The following is an 18,618-nucleotide window of genomic DNA, read 5'->3' on the forward strand; positions in this document are numbered from 1 at the left end:
CATGACCGAGACCACGCCGATTCGAGTCGCACTCGTTGACGATCAATCACTGTTTCGCGCCGGCATTCGCATGCTCGTCTCCTCACAGGCCGATCTCGAATTCGTCGGCGAGGCCGGCAACGGCGCCGACGGTGTGCAGATGGCGGCCACCGTGCGTCCCGATGTGATCCTGATGGACATCCGGATGCCGGTGTTGGACGGCATCGAAGCGACGGAGCAAATCTTGCGGGCAGCGGATGCCACGGGCGAGCAGCCTCCCCGCATCATCGTGCTCACGACGTTCGACCTTGACGAGAGCGCGACCAGGGCCATTCGAGGGGGAGCAAGCGGCTTCTTGCTGAAAGACGCAGACCCCGAGTTCTTGCTGGCGTCGATTCGCACGGTTCACGCCGGAAGCTCGGTGATTGCCGCCGCCGCAACGCGTGAGCTCTTCGAGCATTTCGACCGCCGGATTGCCGTGCGCGAGGCGACCCCCGAATCGTTTGGCACCCTGACCAGCCGGGAGCGAGAAATCTTTCTGCTCGCCGCCAGGGGACTCAGCAACTCGGAGATCGCCGCGGGGGAGTACCTGTCGGAGGCGACGGTCAAAACACACATCAGCCGCATCCTCGCGAAGCTCTCGCTGCGCGACCGCGTGCAGCTCGTGGTGTTCGCTTTTCAGCACCGGCTCACTGAGGGCGACTAACCCAGAGGGGCACGCTCGGCCTGAGGGGAGAGCAAAGTGGAGAGGACTTCGCCGAGCGGTCCGCGGAGCCTCTCAACGCTCGCAGAGGCCACGGGCTCCAGCGCGATTGAGGAGCGGAATAACACCATCCCGAGCGCAGTCGACAGCGCGATTTGAGCGCGAAGCAGAAGATCGTCGTCGGCGTCTCCCGGCCGCCAACCGGCCGCGGTCGCGATGCTTTCGGCAAAGGAATGAATAGTGTCGCGTCTGATCTGATCGGCGCGACCGTCTCCGGAGGAGCGCAGCAGAAGGAGCAGCTGCAGGGAATAATCCCCGCCCGTCTGATCCGCGACCTGGTCGATGATGGTCTCGATGATCCGATCGACGGTCATTTCGGCTGCGTTCGGGCGGTCGATGGTCAGGGTGATACGGCGAAGGCAGGCCTCGAAGAGTCCTTCTTTCGAGCTGAAGTAACGGTTGATGAGGGCGACGTTCACCCCTGCGTCGGTTGCGATGTCCCGCACAGTGGTGGCGGTGTAGCCATCCCGTGCGAAGCGACGGCGTGCGGCATCGAGCAGAAGCTGTCGCGTGCCGTCGGCGTCGCGAGATCGAGCGATCCGCGTCGCGTCGGCGGGCCTGTCGTCGGCGGTGACGGGCGTTGGTTCCATGGTCGGTGCGCCTCTCTTCTGCTCTCACGGTAACAGGCTGATTACCGCTATGTAAACAATTGCTGACTTAGCGTCGGCGTGAGTTACACTCCCTAAGTCAACATTTGTTTACATGTAATCGGAGAGCAATGTCACTCACAGCCCAGGAACCCAGAACGGGGTCCGTTCCAGCGGTCGCCGGCCGCAAAATCAATAGCACGCTCCTCGTGATCTATCTCTCGCTTGGCGGTTTGTCGTTCGCGGTGCTGCAGTCGCTGGTCGCGCCGGCGCTGGCCACGATCGGCCATGATCTGGGCGTGTCGACGGGGGATGCGGCCTGGGTTTTGACCGCCTATCTGCTCTCCGCTGCCGTGATGACGCCGATCTTGGGCCGCTTGGGAGACATGGTCGGCAAGCGTCGCATCCTCATCATCGTGCTGGCTCTCCTGCTCGTCGGCACTCTGCTGGCCGCTCTGGCTCCGAATTTGGGGGTGTTGATCGTTGCGCGTGCGCTTCAGGGGGCTGCGGGCGCGATCATGCCGCTGTCCATCGGCATCGTGCGTGACGAGCTTCCTCGCGAAAAGGTCGGTGTGACCATCGGACTGCTGTCCGCGATCTTCGGCATCGGCGCCGGTGTCGGCATCGTGGCCGCAGGTCCCATCGTCGAGAACCTCTCGTGGCACTGGTTGTTCTGGCTTCCGCTGGTACTCATCGTCATCGCGCTCCTCGGCGTCATCTTCGGCATGCCGGAATCGCCCGTCAAGACGCCGGGGCGCCTCGATGTCGTTGGTGCCGCCATCCTGACCGTGGCGCTGGTGTCGCTTCTTCTCGCCATCAGCGAGGGTGCGAATTGGGGCTGGGACTCCGGCGAGACGCTGAGCCTCCTGGCCCTGGGTGTCGTTGCGCTCGTGGTCTTCGTGTTCGTCGAACTGAGAGTGAAGGAACCCCTCATCGACATGCGCCTGATGAAGGTGCGCGGAGTCTGGACGGCCCACGTCGTTGCCCTCGTCTTCGGTTTCGCGATGTTCGGCACGTTCGTTCTCGTGCCGACGTTGCTGCAGCTGCCGTCGATGACCGGATACGGTTTCGGAAAGAACGTCTCAGAGGCCGGACTGTTTCTGCTGCCCACCGTGCTGATGATGGTCGTCTTCGGCCCGCTGGCTGGAATGATGGTGCGGAAGTTCGGTCCGAAAACGCCGATGCTACTCGGCGGAATCTTCGTCACTCTGGCGTTCCTCCTCCCGGCGGTGTCGCATGGTCAGATCTGGCAGATCGTGGTCTCTGGTGTACTCACTGGCGCGGGAATCGGCCTCGCCCTCGCCGCGACATCCAACGCCATCATCGAAAGCGTGCCCGCGCAACAGACCGGTGAGGCAATCGGCGTCAACACGATTGCGCGCACCATCGGCAGCAGCGTCGGCACCGCGGTGATCGCAGCGCTCATCTCGACCAACAGCAGCCCTGAGGGGCTTCCGAGCGATGATGCGTTCACCATCGGGTTCTGGGTGTGCGCGGGTGTGGCAGTTCTCGCGATCCTCGGGGCGCTGGCCGCGCCGTCTGTGCGTAGCCGCCGCTAGCAGGTAGCTGCCCATTTCGTTGGTCGAGGAGGCCGCCCGCGGCCGTCGAGATGCGCGCTCCTGCGTCGCGTGCTCCTCGACCACCGGAGTTGTCATCCTGCCGACCGATCACGAATACACCGCCCGCCCGATTCGGGACTCCCCTTGTTTTCCTAGCGTTGAAGTATGGAAATCACACCCTCAGATCTCGGCCTCGTCGCTCGGGTCGCCACACTCTCGAAGAGCTATGGCTCAGCCGACAACACCGTCACTGCCCTCAACAACGTCTCCGTCGGCATCCGTCGCGGGGAGTTCACCGCGATCATGGGGCCGAGCGGCTCCGGCAAATCAACGCTCATGCACATCATGGCCGGTCTGGATGCGCCGACCAGCGGGCAGGTCTGGCTGGGCGACACCGAGATCAGCACGCTCAGCGATTCAGCGCTGACCGTGCTGAGGCGCCGACGGGTGGGCTTCGTCTTCCAGGCGTTCAACCTGGTGCCGACCCTCGACGTTCGCGGCAACATCCTGCTGCCCTTCGAACTGGACGGACGCCGTCCGACGACCGACGAGAAGAACTGGATCGAACAGCTCATCGATGTGCTCGGGCTGCATCCGCGTCTGGCTCACCGGCCGCACGAGCTGTCGGGCGGACAACAACAGCGGGTCGCCATCGCCAGGGCCTTGGCCACCCGCCCCGACCTCGTCTTCGCCGATGAGCCAACCGGCAACCTCGACTCGCGCAGCGGACGCGAGGTGCTCGCCCTGCTCGCGGCGGCCAGCGTCGACTACGGCCAGAGCATCGCGATGGTCACCCACGACCCCGTGGCGGCGAGCTACGCCGACCGGATTCTGTTTCTCGCCGATGGGCAACTGACGCTGGAACGCGGGCGTTGCTCCGCAGAAGAAATCTCCCGCATCATGCTCGGCATGGAGCAGCCGGCATGAGCGTGCCCGCGCGCCGCCGAGATCACCGGGCCAGTATTCTCGTCGCTGCATTGAGCTCCGCGTTCGGCGTTCTGCTCATCCAGGTGACGGGTGCTTTGGCCTCCATGATCGGTGGCACCGACCTCGGCGAGAGCCAAACCGTGCGCGCCATGCTGACGATCGTGGCGTTCATTTTCATCGTCATCGCCGTGTACGTCGGGTCAATCGTCACAGTCAATACCTTCGCCACGATCATCGCCGGCCGAACCAGAACCATCGCCCTGCTGCGATTGATCGGATCAAGCGCCCGTTCTCAACGTCGCGCCGTGGGGAATGAAGGCTTCACTGTCGGTCTTATCGGCGCACTGGTCGGGGGCGTGACCGGGGTTCTGCTCTCGTTCGCCATCGTTCAGATCGCCATGGCCGCATCCGTGATGCCGCGCTTCGACTACGCCCTGTTCGACCCGCTGAGCGCGGCGCCGGTCGTCATCGTCATCGTCTCGACCTGGCTGGCATCGTGGGTCGGGTCGCGCCGGGTTCTCACGGTGAGCCCGATGCAGGCGATCGGGGCCTCTGCCGAACGCTCGGTCGATGAAGGACGCCGGCAACGCGGGCGAAATGCCAGTGCAATCGCCCTGATGTCGGTGGGGGTGCTCCTTCTCCTTGGAGGTGTCGTGCTCGGACTGGTCAGCCCACTGGGTGTGCTCGTCGGACTCCTCGGTGGCCTGCTCTCGTTTAGCGGACTTGTGCTCGGTGCGCACCTCGTCATGCCCCCGATCTTGAGCCTGACCGGGCGGTTGCTCGGCTCATCGGCACCGGCCAAGCTCGCGGCAGCCAATGCTCTGCGCTACCCGGAACGCAGCTCACGCAGCACCATCGGCCTGGTCATCGGAGTCACCCTGATCACGATGTTCGCCGTCGCAGCCCAGAGTTTCCAGGACATCATGACAACGGCGCAGGGTGCCCGGCCAGAGGACAACGCCGAGGTGAGTCAGATCATCGGCGTGACCGTGACGATCTTCTCGGTGCTGATCGGCTTCAGCGCACTGATCGCCGCGGTCGGCATGGTGAACAATCTGGCACTGGCGGTTCTCCAGCGCACGAGAGAGCTCGGACTCCTGCGTGCATTGGGCTTCACCGTGGGGCAGGTGCGACGGATGATTCTGGCTGAGAGCCTCCAAATGACGATCGCGGCCGTCGGTTTCGGTCTGGTCCTCGGGATCTTCTACGGCTGGGCAGGGGCAGTGTCACTGCTCGGCTCCCAAGCCGGCATCGGCCTGATGGCGCCATCGATTCCCTGGCCGTTGCTGGTCGGTTGTGTGGTGGGTGCAACTCTCCTCACGCTGGGCGCCTCGCTCTCGCCGGCGCGCCGGGCCACGACCGTCTCACCGACGGTGGCCCTCGCGGCCGAGTGAGGCCGGGGCTCTGCCTCGGCTCGCCTGGGGCAGACACCGCGAACTGGTGACCCCGCTGTGCGTTCGCTGCACGCCGGCCCGTATTCCCTGAAGCCTCATTCAGAACTCGCAAAAACGACTGCGGCCACGGCGGGGGAGTGTGAGAGTTGCAGGTGGAGGCACCATGAACAGCCCGCTGGGCGAAGCAAGCATCGTCACCGGGCCGATCCTGATCGGGCTCTATCTGTTGGCGGGCGGCTTCGTCGTCGTTCTGCTGCTACGCCGACCGACACCGCGCGTGCCCACACGGCGGCGTCTGGCCGTCGCCGCCATCGCGGTGCTCGGCGGCGGCGGCGTCGGTTGGGCGGTGGCTTGGCTGGTCAGCGACGTCTGGAACCTCTACGGAATCTCGTTCTCGACGGCCACGCGACTGTGGATTTCTGCGTTCTTCGCGGCAGCAACCCTCGCGATCGTCAGCCTGTTTCAGCCCGGCTGGGTGCGCAAAGGGCTCGCGGTGCTGGCGATCCCTGTCTTTCTGCTGACCGCGGCCGCGGGGATCAACGCCGACTTCGGTGCGTTCACGACGCTCGACAGCGCACTCGGCATCGGGCAGTACTCACATCTTGATCCGGCTCCGGTGCTGGGCGGAGTCCCGAAAGCCGGTACGGTCGGCACCGTCACGATTCCCGCGACGGTATCAGGGTTCGTGGCTCGCCCCGCCCTGGTCTACCTGCCGCCGGCGGCTCGTACCGCGAATCCGCCAGCCCTCCCCGTTGTCATCATGTTGTCGGGCCAGCCCGGGAGTCCTGACGACGTTTTCAGCTCGGGTCGGCTGGCCGAAATTTTCGACGCCTACGCGGCATCCCACGACGGCTACGCTCCGATCGTCGTCGTTCCCGACCAGCTCGGCTCGCCGGAGAACAACCCGATGTGCGTCGACTCGTCGCTCGGCAACGCGGCGACCTACCTGACCGTCGACGTGCCGGCGTGGATTCGGGCGCACCTCCACGTCACGGCGGGCCCGGCCGGTTGGGCACTCGCCGGCTTTTCGCAGGGCGCGACCTGCACGATGCAACTGGGCCCTGCGCATCCCCAGCTGTTCGGAACGCTGTTCGCCGTCTCACCGGAACTCGTGCCGCAAGTGGGAAGCCTCGCGCACACCATTGCCGTCGGATTCGGTGGCAGCGTGACGGCCTATCTCGCCGCTGCGCCGTCGGCGATTATCGCCGCGCACGCGCCCTATGCCGGCCTGTTCGCGATCTTCGCGGTCGGCGGTGAAGACGCGCGCTACCTGCCGTGGTCGAAGACACTCAACGCGGATGCCGCGCGGGCCGGTGTGAAGACCGAGTTGCTGATCTCGCCTGGCACGGCCCACGACTGGCATACGGTGATCGGGGCCTGGACGACGGCGCTGCCGCAAATCGCGGTCGACCTCGGATTGCCGGGAGCTCGATGAGAGTGCGGGGAGCCCAATGAAGATGATCTGGCGACTGGCGGAGAAGCAGCCGTTCGCGCTCGGATTCGCACTCACCCTGCTGGTGGCGGCAATGCTCACCGGAGCGCTCAGGGGCCCCCATCAGCAGCTGCGGCTGCTGCTCGGCACCGGCTACGAGTCGGTCGTCGAGCTCGGCCACTGGTGGTCGCTGATCACCTACGTCTTCTTTGGCAACGGCCTGCTCGAGCTTGCGATCTCGCTCGTGGCCGCGGTGGTGGTGCTGGGCTTTGCCGAACGACTGCTCGGCACGACGCGCACCCTCATCGTGTTCGTCGTCACTGCGGTGCTCGGGGCGCTGCTCGGCATCCTGGTGCAAGGATTCGGCGTTGCCCAGGGCGAGCTGTGGTCGCAGCATGTCAGGGAGCTGTGGGCGCTGGACCCGTTCGCCCCGATCGCCGGCTGCATCATGGCCGCCAGTTGCTTCGCCGGGCCGCTCTGGCGCCGCCGCATCCGCGTGCTGACACTGGCCGGCATCCTGGTGCTGTTGCTTTACTCCGGGCAGCCGTCCGATCTCTATCGTGTCTTCGCCGCGCTCGTCGGACTCGGTCTGGGTCTGCTGTTCCGGCCCCAGCCCGTGGACTTCACCTGGCGCCGCAGCTCCCATCACGAAACGCGCACCCTGCTGGCCGCAGTCGTCGGCGTTGTCGCGGTCGGGCCGGTGGTGACGAGTTTCTCCGGCGGTCGATACGGCATCCTGGCGCCGCTCGGCCTGCTCTTCAGTCCCGATGTTCCGTCGGCCGGAAATGCAATCGATCGCTGCCTGCTCGGAAACATCACCCGGCAGTGCGTTCACGAGTTGACGCTTGAGCGGCTGGGCGGCGTCGGCCCCATCCTGGTCAGTTTGCTCCCACTGCTCGTGCTGCTCATCGCGGCGTTCGGCCTGGCCCGTGGCCGACGCTTCGCAGCCTGGGTCGCCATCGGCGTCAACCTGGGGCTGGCCGCGTTGGGCGCGTGGTACTACGGGCTGCTGCCGAGCACTGGTGCGACATTTGTCTGGCAGCCTCACGCCTCGCACTACTGGGAGATTGCGGTCGTGCTGGTGGTGTCGGTGCTGGCACCGGCCACGGTCGCCGCCGTCCTCCTGCTGAATCTTCGACGATTTCCGGTGCGCAGCAGGCCGGGCGGGCCGCGCGCCTTCGTCATCACGACGATCGCGAGCGGCGTCGGTCTCGCAGCACTCTATGTCGGCGGCGGCTGGCTGCTCAGAGACAGCTTTCGTCCGCCCGTTACCTTCCTCGACCTGCTTGCTGACGTACCGGAACGCTTCATCCCTGTCGGCTTTCTGCGCATCGAACGCGTGAGCTTTCTTCCCGGCGATTGGATGTCAGCGGCCCTCTACCACTGGGTCGGACCGCTCTGGTGGATCATCGTCATCGTCGGGGTCATTCTCTGTCTGCGCAGCGCTCCGGGCCGCGTCGACCAGCAGGGCGCCGAGCGGTTGCGCGCGCTGCTCCTCGCCGGCGGCGGCGGATCCCTGGCCTTCATGGCAACGTGGGAAGGAAACTCGAACTGGTTCACCCAATCCGGAACCACGGCGATCGCCTACCGGGTGGTGAACGGGGTGGCGATCACGACGAGTGAACCGATTGGCCCGGCAGCGGATGGCGCGGCCGCCGTCGCCGAGTTCGCCACATTGTGCGACGACCACGGCTGGATTCCGGTCTTCTACAGCCTGCACGACCAGTGGCGGGCCACCTTTGACGCGATGGGCTGGGCGACGATGGGCGTGGGGGAGGAGACGGTTCTGCGCCCTCGCAGGTGGGAGACGACGGGCAGAAAATGGCAGGACATCCGTTCATCGATCAATCGGGCCGACCGCGCCGGCGTGCGGGCCGAATGGACGAGCTTTCGGGCGCTGCCGGTCTTGCTCAGCCTGCAGATCGCCGAGATCAGCGAGCAGTGGGTGCAGGAGAAGGAACTGCCGGAGCTCGGCTTCACCCTGGGCGGTCTCGACGAGCTGCGCGACCCGGCGGTGCGGCTGATGCTGGCCGTCGATGCCGACGACCGGGTGCAGGCGGTGACGAGCTGGTTGCCGAGCTATCGTGACGGCGTCGTGATCGGCTGGACGCTTGACTTCATGCGTCGCCGGCCCGAGAGCATGAACGGGGTGATGGAATTTCTGATCGCGCAAACGGCACGCATGATGAGTGAGCGGCCCGAGATCGAGTTCTTGAGCCTGTCTGCCGCTCCGCTGGCCACGAGTCCGCAGCAGGGCGTGACAGGGGAACCCAGTGATCTGCCCGCGCGGATGCTCGATTTCTTGGGGCGGGTGCTCGAACCCGTCTATGGGTTTCGGTCGCTCTTCGCCTTCAAGCGCAAGTTTCAGCCTGAGCTTCAACCCTTGATCATGGCCTTCCCTGATGCCGTCGCCCTGCCCGCGATCGGCGTCGCGTTGGCCAGGGCCTATTTGCCGTCGCTCTCGGTGCGGGAGGCCCTGGCCTTCGCACGTGGACTTGGCGAGTCGGCCAACTCGAACAACGCCGGCTCCCACGCATCCGCTTCCCACTCGTGACCGGGCAGTGTTCAAAGGTCGCCCAAACGGTGATACCCTAGATTCGTGTTGTTTGGTGCGCTCCTCCTTAGCTGCCGCGACGAGTCCTAATCTGAGGCCTCCCTCGTCGCGGAGTTTGTCGTTGGCATCCCAACTTTTGCGAGGAGATCACAGATCATGAAAAACAACCAATCAGCATCGGCAATGCCGATCCACAAGTACCGCCCGTACCACGAGCAGTTCCGCGTCAATCTGCCGGATCGCACCTGGCCGAGCAAACAGATCACCGTCGCACCGCGTTGGTGTGCTGTCGACCTGCGTGACGGTAACCAGGCCCTGATCGATCCGATGAGTCCAGAGCGCAAGCGGATCATGTTCGACCTGCTGGTGCGCATGGGCTACAAGGAAATCGAGGTCGGCTTTCCGTCGGCCAGCCAGACCGATTTCGACTTCGTGCGCAGCCTGATCGAAGAGGGCGCGATCCCCGACGACGTCACCATCCAGGTGCTGACCCAGGCGCGCGAGCACCTCATCCGTCGCACCTACGAGTCGATCGTCGGCGCCAAGCAGGCCATCGTTCACCTCTACAACTCGACGAGCGTGCTGCAGCGCGAGGTCGTGTTCCGTCAGGACAAGCAGGGCATCATCGACATCGCCCTGACCGGCGCGCGTCTCTGCCGCGAGATGGAAGCACTGGTACCCGGCACCGACGTGTACTACGAGTACTCGCCAGAGAGCTACACGGGCACCGAACTCGAGTTCGCCGTTGACATCTGCAACCAGGTCGTCGAGATCTTCGAGCCGACGCCGGAGCGCAAGATCATCCTGAACCTGCCGTCGACGGTTGAAATGTCCACGCCGAACATCTACGCCGACTCGATCGAGTGGATGGGTCGCAACCTGGCCCAGCGTGAAAACATCATCATCTCGCTGCACCCGCACAACGACCGCGGCACCGCCGTCGCCGCCGCCGAACTGGGTTACCTGGCCGGCGCCGACCGTATCGAAGGCTGCCTGTTCGGCAACGGTGAGCGTACCGGCAACGTCGACCTGGTCGCCCTCGGGATCAACCTGTTTACGCAGGGCATCGACCCGCAGATCGACTTCAGCAACATCGACGAGGTCAAGCGCACCGCAGAGCACTGCAACCAGTTGCCCGTTCCCGAGCGCAGCCCGTGGGCTGGCGACCTGGTCTTCACCGCATTCAGCGGCTCGCACCAAGACGCCATCAAGAAGGGCTTCGAGGCGATGGCAGCGGATGCAGAGAAGCAGGGCGTCGAGGTCGACGACCTGGTCTGGGCCGTTCCCTACCTGCCGATCGACCCGAAAGACCTGGGTCGCAGCTACGAAGCCGTCATCCGGGTCAACTCGCAGTCGGGCAAGGGCGGCGTCGCCTACCTGCTGAAGACCGACCACAACCTCGACCTGCCGCGCAAGCTGCAGATCGAGTTCTCCGGGGTCGTGCAAGCCAAGACCGATGCCGAGGGTGGCGAAGTCTCCAGCGACCAAATCTGGGACATCTTCAACGACGAGTACCTGCCGACGAAGCACTCGGACCATGACGCCAAGTGGGGCAGGTTCGAGCTCATGTCGACCCGCACCGCCAGCGACCTCGCCGGATCGGTCGACCTGACCGTCGACCTGCGCGACGGGGACTCGGTGTCCACCGCCACCGGATCCGGCAACGGACCCGTCGCCGCGTTCCTCGGCGTGATGGCCGAGCGTGGCATCGAGATCACGCTCTACGACTACGTCGAGCACGCCATGTCGGCCGGCGGAGACGCTCTGGCCGCCGCCTACGTCGAACTCGATGTGAACGGCAAGCGCTACTGGGGCGTCGGCATCGACGCTGACATCTCGACCGCTTCGCTGAAGGCCGTCGTCTCGGCGGTCAACCGTGGTGTGCGTGTCGAGTCGGGCGATCGCACGCTCGCGACCGTTTAGTCTCCTTATACCTCGTTGGTCGACGAGGCCGCCCGCGGCCGTCTCGTGACCCCGTGAGCCAATGTTTGAACGCAACTCAAGTTCTAGGATTGGCTCGCGAGATCTCGAGACGCGTGCTCCTTCGTCGGCTGCTCCTCGATCAACGAAACGGTCATATGCCTAGTAGACGCGTGCTCGCGCGCTCGCGCGCTCGCGCGCTCCTCGACCAACGAGATGGTGCTCGGACGTTCAACCGACGACGTTCAGCCGCGCGAGTTAGACGCGACTGTGCGTTTTCGCAGGCTGCGGCGCGGGGGTGGCCAGAACCGCAGCGCAGTCGTCGATCGCGGCGGCGAGCAGCCGGTTGAGTCGGCCATCGGTGTCGGGGTCGCAGGCTTCTGCGATGCCCTGCACCGCGGTGCGCACGATCGAGTCGGCAGTGCGCGAGGTGAACTTGGCACGCGCAAAGGTTCCGGCATCTGCGATGAAGCGATGAGCCCACGGCTCGGTGTCTGGAGCGAGATCGAAGGCAGCCCGAATCTGCTCCGGCACTCCGGGAAGCGGCCGGCCCTCGAGCTTCAGCAGTGCATGCTCACAGGTCAGAATGCCGACGGCCAAGGCCCGCTGTCGTTCCATGTTGGCCACGGGAAGCGCCGACGTTGCAGCCCGCAGCGCCACGAGCAGCGCAACGCGCGGGTCGTCGCCGTTCAAGCCGATCACCGAGGGAATCAGCACGGCGAGTTTCGATCGTGCCGCATCCGAGGTGCAGTCGTTGGTCATGCGCGCCAGCGAGGCCAGCTGCGGATGCGTGCAGGCCGGATGATCGCTCCAGGATTCGCCCGCGAGGTAGGACGCGAACTCCATGAAGCAGCCGCCGCCCCTGGGCGTCCTGTGTTTTCCGCGCGAGAGCACCGGCATGAAGTCGGGCGTAGTGACGGCATGTAGCGACATCTGAAACCTCCCTGCACGGGGACAAGATGACTCCAGTCTGCTCCCCGGCCGGGCGAATGGCTAGGGTGTTTTAACGTGAGATCGACCCTGAGTCTGAGCGGGCGCATCCGAGGTCCGCACGCAGGGTGAGGTTTGCCGTCAGGTTCAGCGCCGGGCTCAGCGTCGGGCTCAGCGTCGTCGCCAGCGCGGCCAGCTGCCGATCGCGCGTTGCTGCGGCAGGCTCCAGCCGTAGCGAGCAGCGAGAATTCGGATGGCCGTTGTCACGACGACGCAGATGATGGCGGCAATCGTAATCTGCACGTTCAGCAGCACCAGAATGATGAGCAGTCCGCAGCCCACGCCCGCGGCCACCGCGTAGAGCGAACCGACGTGCATGATGGCGATCGGAACGTTGAGCATCATGTCGCGGATGATCGACCCGCCGACCGCAGAGACGACTCCGACGAACAGCGAGGGAATCTCCGGAAGACCCTGCGAGAGGGCCTTGGTCGTGCCGATCGCGCCGAACAGGCCGATGGTCACGGCATCGAGTCCCACGATGAGCGGATTCAACCGGTGGAACAACCGTTGCAACAGCATCCCGAGCAGAGCGAATCCGGTCGCGACCGGCAGGTACCAGTTGCTCTGCAGGGCGGCAGGAACGCCGCCGAGCAGGATGTCACGCAGAAGACCGCCGCCCAGCCCGACAACGATGCCGATGAGTGCGACGCCAAGCAGATCGAATCGGCGGTCGGTGAAACGACCGGCGAACATTGCGCCCTGGATAGCACCGATGGCGACCGCGGACAGGTCGATCCAGAGGGGGATGGTGAAGAGCGTCGGTGTCACTCACTATTGGTACCACGAATGGGCCTCTGAACCCGTCGCTTCGCGCGTGATCCCAGGCGGAAGTGGGAGAATTGGGTTGTGCCTGTTTACCGTGATGAAGCCGTCGTGCTGCGAACCCAAAAATTGGGCGAGGCCGACCGCATCGTCACGCTGCTCACCCGGCAGCACGGCAAGGTGCGGGCCGTCGCCAAGGGGGTGCGCCGCACGGCGTCGAAGTTCGGCGCCCGGCTCGAGCCGTTCATGGTCGCCGACCTGCAGCTCTACGAGGGCCGCAGCCTCGACGTCATCACGCAAGCCGAGTCGATCAGTTCCTACGGGGCGTTGATCACCGCCGACTATTCCAGCTACACCGCGGCCAGCGCGATGGTCGAGACGGCCGACAAGCTCACCGAGTCGGAGGGGTCGCTGCAGCAGTACCTCCTGCTCGTCGGGGCGCTGCGTTCGCTGTCACGGCACGAGCACGGCGCGAGCCTCACCCTCGACTCCTATCTCTTGCGCGCGCTTTCGATGGCCGGCTGGGCACCGAGTTTTCAAGACTGCTCCCGCTGCGGAGCGCGCGGTCCGCACTCTGCGGTGGTCGTTCAACTCGGCGGCGTGGTCTGTGACACCTGCGCACCTCCTGGTTCGCCGCGACTCACCGCCGACACCATCGCCCTGCTCGGTGCGCTGTTGACCGGCGACTGGGACTACGCCAAGCAGTCAGCAGAACAGACCAAAGCCCAGGCCACCGGGGTCGTCGCCGCATACACGCAGTGGCACCTCGAGCGCGGCCTCCGATCCTTGGAGCACGTCAGTCGATGAGCCGTAACCCCTTTTCAGGCGCAAAATCTACCACCGCGCCGTCCGCGCGGTACACCCACAAAGATGCGGTTGCGTTCAAGCCCCTCGACTGGACCGGTGTCTACCCGCCGGCGATTCCGGCCAAGGCGGTGCCAGAGCACGTCGCTGTCGTGATGGACGGCAATGGCCGCTGGGCCAACGGCCGCGGACTGACCCGTATTGAAGGGCACAAGGCGGGGGAGGCGGCGCTACTCGACGTCGTCGCCGGCGCCATTCAGATCGGCGTCAAACACCTCAGCGTCTACGCGTTCTCGACCGAGAACTGGAAGCGTTCGCCCGACGAGGTGCGCTTTCTGATGGGCTTCAACCGCGAGGTGCTGCACCGCCGCCGCGATCAGCTCAACGAGTGGGGCGTGCGCGTGCGGTGGGCCGGCCGCAAGCCGCGTCTGTGGGCATCCGTCATCAATGAACTCCAATATGCCGAGCAGCTGACCGCGCACAACAACGTCATCACGCTGACGATGTGCGTGAACTACGGTGGCCGCACCGAGATCACGGATGCCGTGCGCCAACTGGCCGAGGACGTCGCCGCCGGCAGGCTGAAGCCGTCGGGAATCACCGAGAAAGCCATCCAACGGCACCTCTATGCCGGCGACCTGCCCGATGTGGATCTCTTCGTGCGCAGCTCGGGGGAGCAGCGCACCAGCAACTTCATGCTCTGGCAGAGCGCCTACGCCGAGATGGTCTTTCTCGACACGCTCTGGCCGGACTTCACCAGGGTCGACCTGTGGCGGGCGATCGAGCTCTATGCCGCGCGTAACCGTCGCTACGGCGGGGCCGTGGACGCCCCGACGGCCTGACCTGCGTTTCCTCCCGTGAGGTGCCATCTTTTGCTAGTTGGAGTGCCTCGTAACTAGCAAAAGTTGGCACCTCACGGCCAATCCGGCGGGCAGGGTGGCGCGCGGGAATAACTTCGCGGACCGAGGACGTTGGGGCCAGAGTGAGTGAAACTATCAAAGTTGACATCTGGTCAGACATTCAGTGCCCCTGGTGCTATATCGGCAAGCGCAAGTTCGAAGCGGGCGCAGCCCAGTTCGGTGGTGATGTTGAGGTCGAGTATCACAGCTTCGAGCTGGCGCCCGACACACCTGTCGACTTCGACGGCAGCCCGGCCGACTACCTCAGCCAGCGCAAGGGCTTGCCCCTGCCGCAGGTTGAACAGATGCTCCAGAACGTCACGGAGATCGCAGCGAGCGTCGGGCTCGACTACGACTACGATTCCGTGCACCAGACCAACACGGTCAAGGCGCACGAGCTGATCCACTACGCCAAGTCGAAGGGGCGTCAGCTCGAGATGAAGGAACGCCTGCTCAAGGCCTACTTCGTCGAGGGCGGCCACGTCGGGCGCATCGAAGACCTCGCCGACATGGCTGCAGAAATCGGCTTTGACCGCGCCGATGTCGTGCGCGCGCTGACCGAGAACGAGTTTCTCACCGATGTGAAGGCGGATGTCGCGCTGGCCCAGGAGTACGGCATCCAGGGTGTTCCGTTCTTCGTCATCGACGGCAAGTACGGCGTCTCCGGTGCGCAGGACGCGGCGACCTTCGCCCAGGTTCTGGAACAAGTACGATCAGAGAAGGCAGAGTCAGCTGTGCCGACCCCGAACGAATCGACCAAGGAGTAGTCCGCATGAGCGAGAACACCATCACCACCGAGGCCCCCGTCGTCGAAGCCGAAGGCCGCCCCACAATCGAACTCGTCGGCCAGGCTGACGCCGGCGGATGCTGTGGCGGAGGCGCCTGCGGCGTCTAACTGACTCGCGATTCGCTTCGGCGCATCGCGAGTCTTTCTGTCTGCCCGAGTGCGCCCCCCATTCGACGGAGATTTTTGTCTGTGACCTATGAAACAGGCAGAAATCGGGCCAAAATGCGCAAATCTCCGTCGAATGGGGAGTTCGGACTGCTGGATGCGCGCGCGGCGCTACTCCGGATCGGTCAGGTCTGCGACGGTCGCGTCGAACGCTCGAATCAGCGCATCGGCGTCGACGAACGCGCTGTAGCCGTGCTCGCCGGCACCCATCGCCACCTCCTGGCCCTGCAGCGTCACATCAGCGAACACCGGCCACGCCTGCGTGCTGCCGAGGGGAGTGATGGTGCCGCGCTCATAGCCCGTCGCTTCCAAAGCAAGGGCAGCGTCGGGCAGCTGCAGCTTGTTCACCCCGACCAGCGCGCGCAGCTTCGGCCAGGAGATCTTGCGGCCGCCCGGCACCAACGCGAACAGAAAGTCACCGCTCGACCGCTTCACGACGAGGGTCTTCACGATGCCGGACGGCTCGATTCCGAGCAGCTCGGCTGCCTCGTGCAGGCTGCGTGCGGCGGGCCGTTCGATGATCCGCACGTCGAGGTTGCGCGCCGCGGCATCCTGCAACACTCGCTCGCGCCCGATCGGTTGTGCACCGACATCTGCAGTGGAATCTGCACCGGAATCTGGTTTTTGCATGAGCGGCCCGCGCTTTCTGGGAGAATTAGAGGCAATGATCACTCCCACATCCACGATAAGCCAGGCGGCCCCCCTTCGAATCGGTTCGCTCGAGCTCGACGTACCCGTCGTACTGGCGCCGATGGCCGGCATCACCAACACCGCCTACCGCCGGCTCTGCCGCGAGTTCGGCGCCGGGCTTTACGTGAGCGAAATGATCACGTCGCGTGCCCTCGTCGAGCGCACGCCGGAGTCGATGCGTCTGATCACGCACCACGAGAGTGAGAAGACCCGGTCGATCCAGCTCTACGGGGTCGACCCGAAGACGGTGGCGGATGCCGTGACGTTGCTGGTCGCCGAGGATCGCGCCGACCACATCGACCTCAACTTCGGCTGCCCGGTGCCCAAGGTCACCCGCAAGGGCGGCGGCTCAGCCCTGCCCTGGAAGAGCACGCTCTTTCGCCAGATCGTCGAGGCCGCGGTCAAGGCTGCGGGGCCCCTGCCGCTCACCGTCAAAATGCGCAAGGGCATCGACTCAGACCACCTCACCTACCTCGAAGCCGGCAAGGCCGCCGAGGGTGCCGGCGTTGCGGCGATCGCGTTGCACGCCCGCACCGCCGCCGAGTTCTATTCGGGCCAGGCCGACTGGGCGTCGATCGAGAAGCTGAAGAGCACGGTCACCTCGGTGCCGGTGCTCGGCAACGGCGACATCTGGTCGGCCGACGACGCCCTGCGCATGATGAGCGAGACCGGATGCGACGGCGTCGTCGTCGGCCGCGGCTGCCTGGGGCGCCCGTGGCTGTTCGGCGATCTCGCCGCAGCGTTCAACCCAGAGGCACATCCGGGGGAGGGCCTGATCCAGCCGAACCTCGGACGGGTCGCAGCCACCTTCCGTCGGCACGCAGAGCTGCTCACCGAATTCTTCGAGAGTGAAGAGCGCGGATGCCGCGACATCCGCAAGCATGTTGCCTGGTACTTCAAGGGTTACCCGGTCGGCGGCGACCTGCGCGCCAGCATGGCCACCGTGCAGTCGCTCGCCCAGCTGGACGACCTGCTCGGGCAGTTGGATGCCGACCAGCCGTACCCGGGCATCGGAGCAGAAGGCCCCCGCGGCCGCGCCGGAACGCCGAAAAAGCCGGCCCTGCCGGAGAATTGGCTCAACTCGCGCGAGCTCGACGGCGCGCAGCGTGAGAATCTGACCGAGGGCGAAGGGGACACCAGCGGTGGCTAACTCAACGGGCTACAGCGCACACGACGAGGCACGCTGGCTGCCAGAGAAGCACGGCTCGAAGCGCAGCGATTTCGCGCGCGACCGGGCCAGACTGCTTCATTCGAGTGCCTTGCGCCGCCTGGCCGCCAAGACCCAGGTGCTCAGCCCGTCGGCCGGTCTCGACTTCGCGCGCAACCGGCTCACCCACTCGCTCGAGGTCGCCCAGATCGGCCGGGAGCTCGCCTCCCGCCTCAACCTCGACCCCGATATCGTCGACTCGGCCTGCCTCGCTCACGACATCGGACACCCTCCGTTCGGGCACAACGGTGAAAAAGCCCTCAATACCTGGGCCGCCGATGTCGGCGGCTTCGAAGGCAACGCGCAAACCCTGCGCCTGCTCACCCGCCTGGAGCCGAAGGTGTTCGGCGCCGACGGTCGCAGTTTCGGGCTCAACCTCACCAGAGCCAGCCTCGACGCGAGCTGCAAGTACCCATGGCCCACCGACTCCTCTGTCGACGACCCGAGCGGGCGGGCCAAGTTCGGCTTCTACCCCGACGACGTCGATGCCTTCACCTGGTTGCGTGACGGAGCGCCGGAGCGCCAGCTCTGCATCGAAGCGCAGGTGATGGACCTTTCCGATGACGTGGCTTACTCGGTGCACGACTTTGAGGATGCGATCTTCAACGGCTATGTGGATGTCGAGGCGCTCGGTGACCGGGTCAATCACGACGAGCTCGTCTCGTCAATGTACGAATGGATCGGCGGTGAGATTCCGCACGACGAGCTGATTGCCGCGTTCGACCGCCTCGATTCGCTCGACGACTGGCTCGTGGGATGGTCGGGGAGCCGACAGGACCAGGGGCGACTGAAGAATCTGACCAGCCAGCTGATCGGGCGCTTCTCCGGAGCCGCGGTGCACGCGACGCGCGACGCCTACCCGGTGGCCAGCCTCATCCGTTTCAATGGCGCAGTGGTCGTGCCACGTGAGATCCAGGCGGAGATTGCCGTGCTCAAGGGCATCGTCGCCACCTTCGTGATGTCGACGACGACTCGCAAACCGATCTACCAGCGGCAGCGACAGGTGCTGACGAATCTGGCCGACACGCTCTACGCCTCGGGCGGCGTCGATCTCGACCCGGGGTTCACCGAGGACTGGCGGTCGGCAACCGACGATGCCGCGCGCAAGCGGGTCGTCGTCGACCAGGTCGCGAGCCTGACCGACCAATCGGCCCTGGCCTGGCACCAGCGCTTAATCGGCGACTAACAGGCGAGAG

17 protein-coding genes are annotated in these 18,618 nt (G+C 65.3%); 13 read left to right on the forward strand and 4 right to left on the reverse strand.

Annotated elements, in window-relative coordinates:
* Position 1: 1 nt before the first annotated feature.
* Positions 2-685 carry a response regulator gene (locus ABD791_RS02805; RefSeq protein WP_345062073.1) on the forward strand — a complete coding sequence of 228 codons (684 nt, stop codon included), beginning with the start codon at positions 2-4 and terminating at the stop codon, positions 683-685.
* Here ABD791_RS02805 and ABD791_RS02810 read toward each other — a convergent pair.
* Positions 682-1,332: a TetR/AcrR family transcriptional regulator gene (locus tag ABD791_RS02810; RefSeq protein WP_345062075.1), complete on the reverse strand. Its 651-nt coding sequence runs from the start codon at positions 1,330-1,332 to the stop codon at positions 682-684. The genes ABD791_RS02805 and ABD791_RS02810 overlap by 4 nt on opposite strands.
* Positions 1,333-1,460: 128 nt before the next feature.
* Between ABD791_RS02810 and ABD791_RS02815 the strand changes: the two genes are divergently transcribed.
* The 6 genes from ABD791_RS02815 (at position 1,461) to leuA (ending at position 11,118) form a co-directional block, all read left to right on the forward strand.
* Entirely contained in the window at positions 1,461-2,888 is a 1,428-nt protein-coding gene (locus ABD791_RS02815; protein WP_345062077.1) for an MFS transporter, read from the forward strand.
* A 165-nt stretch (positions 2,889-3,053) separates the two neighbouring features.
* On the forward strand, positions 3,054-3,815 hold the full coding sequence (locus tag ABD791_RS02820) for an ABC transporter ATP-binding protein (protein ID WP_345062079.1): 762 nt from the start codon (positions 3,054-3,056) through the stop codon (positions 3,813-3,815).
* Positions 3,812-5,209 carry an ABC transporter permease gene (locus ABD791_RS02825; RefSeq protein ID WP_345062081.1) on the forward strand — a complete coding sequence of 466 codons (1,398 nt, stop codon included), beginning with the start codon at positions 3,812-3,814 and terminating at the stop codon, positions 5,207-5,209. The genes ABD791_RS02820 and ABD791_RS02825 overlap by 4 nt, the downstream gene beginning before the upstream one ends.
* A 163-nt stretch (positions 5,210-5,372) precedes the next feature.
* Positions 5,373-6,644, forward strand: coding sequence for an alpha/beta hydrolase (locus ABD791_RS02830; protein WP_345062083.1), 1,272 nt, complete (start codon positions 5,373-5,375; stop codon positions 6,642-6,644).
* A gap of 16 nt (positions 6,645-6,660) precedes the next feature.
* Positions 6,661-9,195 (forward strand): phosphatidylglycerol lysyltransferase domain-containing protein, encoded by a 2,535-nt coding sequence (locus tag ABD791_RS02835; protein ID WP_345062085.1) that lies wholly within the window; start codon positions 6,661-6,663, stop codon positions 9,193-9,195.
* A 156-nt stretch (positions 9,196-9,351) separates the two neighbouring features.
* Entirely contained in the window at positions 9,352-11,118 is a 1,767-nt protein-coding gene (gene leuA / locus ABD791_RS02840) for a 2-isopropylmalate synthase (protein WP_345062087.1), read from the forward strand.
* A 255-nt stretch (positions 11,119-11,373) separates the two neighbouring features.
* Here leuA and ABD791_RS02845 read toward each other — a convergent pair whose 3' ends face one another.
* Positions 11,374-12,048: a hypothetical protein gene (locus tag ABD791_RS02845; protein WP_345062089.1), complete on the reverse strand. Its 675-nt coding sequence runs from the start codon at positions 12,046-12,048 to the stop codon at positions 11,374-11,376.
* Between the two features lie 168 nt (positions 12,049-12,216).
* Positions 12,217-12,876 carry a trimeric intracellular cation channel family protein gene (locus ABD791_RS02850; protein ID WP_345062091.1) on the reverse strand — a complete coding sequence of 220 codons (660 nt, stop codon included), beginning with the start codon at positions 12,874-12,876 and terminating at the stop codon, positions 12,217-12,219.
* 78 nt (positions 12,877-12,954) lie between these two features.
* On the opposite strand from ABD791_RS02850, the gene recO reads away from it, so the two are divergent.
* From recO to ABD791_RS02870, 4 genes are all read left to right on the forward strand, one after another.
* Positions 12,955-13,677 carry a DNA repair protein RecO gene (gene recO, locus ABD791_RS02855; RefSeq protein ID WP_345062093.1) on the forward strand — a complete coding sequence of 241 codons (723 nt, stop codon included), beginning with the start codon at positions 12,955-12,957 and terminating at the stop codon, positions 13,675-13,677.
* A complete protein-coding gene (locus ABD791_RS02860) occupies positions 13,674-14,516 on the forward strand; it encodes an isoprenyl transferase (RefSeq protein ID WP_345062095.1) in 843 nt (280 codons plus the stop codon). Before recO ends, ABD791_RS02860 begins: the two co-directional genes overlap by 4 nt.
* Before the next feature lie 140 nt (positions 14,517-14,656).
* The gene (locus ABD791_RS02865) at positions 14,657-15,340 is read left to right on the forward strand and encodes a DsbA family oxidoreductase (protein ID WP_345062097.1); all 684 of its coding nucleotides are present in this window, start codon (positions 14,657-14,659) and stop codon (positions 15,338-15,340) included.
* A 5-nt stretch (positions 15,341-15,345) separates the two neighbouring features.
* Positions 15,346-15,468: a hypothetical protein gene (locus ABD791_RS02870; protein WP_345062099.1), complete on the forward strand. Its 123-nt coding sequence runs from the start codon at positions 15,346-15,348 to the stop codon at positions 15,466-15,468.
* 168 nt (positions 15,469-15,636) lie between these two features.
* Here ABD791_RS02870 and ABD791_RS02875 read toward each other — a convergent pair whose 3' ends face one another.
* Complete coding sequence (locus tag ABD791_RS02875; protein WP_345062101.1) at positions 15,637-16,155, reverse strand: aminoacyl-tRNA deacylase; 519 nt, start codon at positions 16,153-16,155, stop codon at positions 15,637-15,639.
* 34 nt (positions 16,156-16,189) lie between these two features.
* Here ABD791_RS02875 and dusB point away from each other — a divergent pair, with 34 nt between their 5' ends.
* Both dusB and ABD791_RS02885 read left to right on the forward strand, forming a co-directional pair.
* The gene (gene dusB, locus ABD791_RS02880) at positions 16,190-17,365 is read left to right on the forward strand and encodes a tRNA dihydrouridine synthase DusB (RefSeq protein WP_345062103.1); all 1,176 of its coding nucleotides are present in this window, start codon (positions 16,190-16,192) and stop codon (positions 17,363-17,365) included.
* Positions 17,358-18,608, forward strand: a complete 1,251-nt coding sequence (locus ABD791_RS02885) for a deoxyguanosinetriphosphate triphosphohydrolase (protein ID WP_345062105.1) — start codon at positions 17,358-17,360, stop codon at positions 18,606-18,608. Before dusB ends, ABD791_RS02885 begins: the two co-directional genes overlap by 8 nt.
* Positions 18,609-18,618: the final 10 nt, after the last annotated feature.

The sequence above is a fragment of the Glaciibacter kafniensis genome (assembly GCF_039538945.1).
Lineage (GTDB): Bacteria > Actinomycetota > Actinomycetes > Actinomycetales > Microbacteriaceae > Cryobacterium > Cryobacterium kafniensis.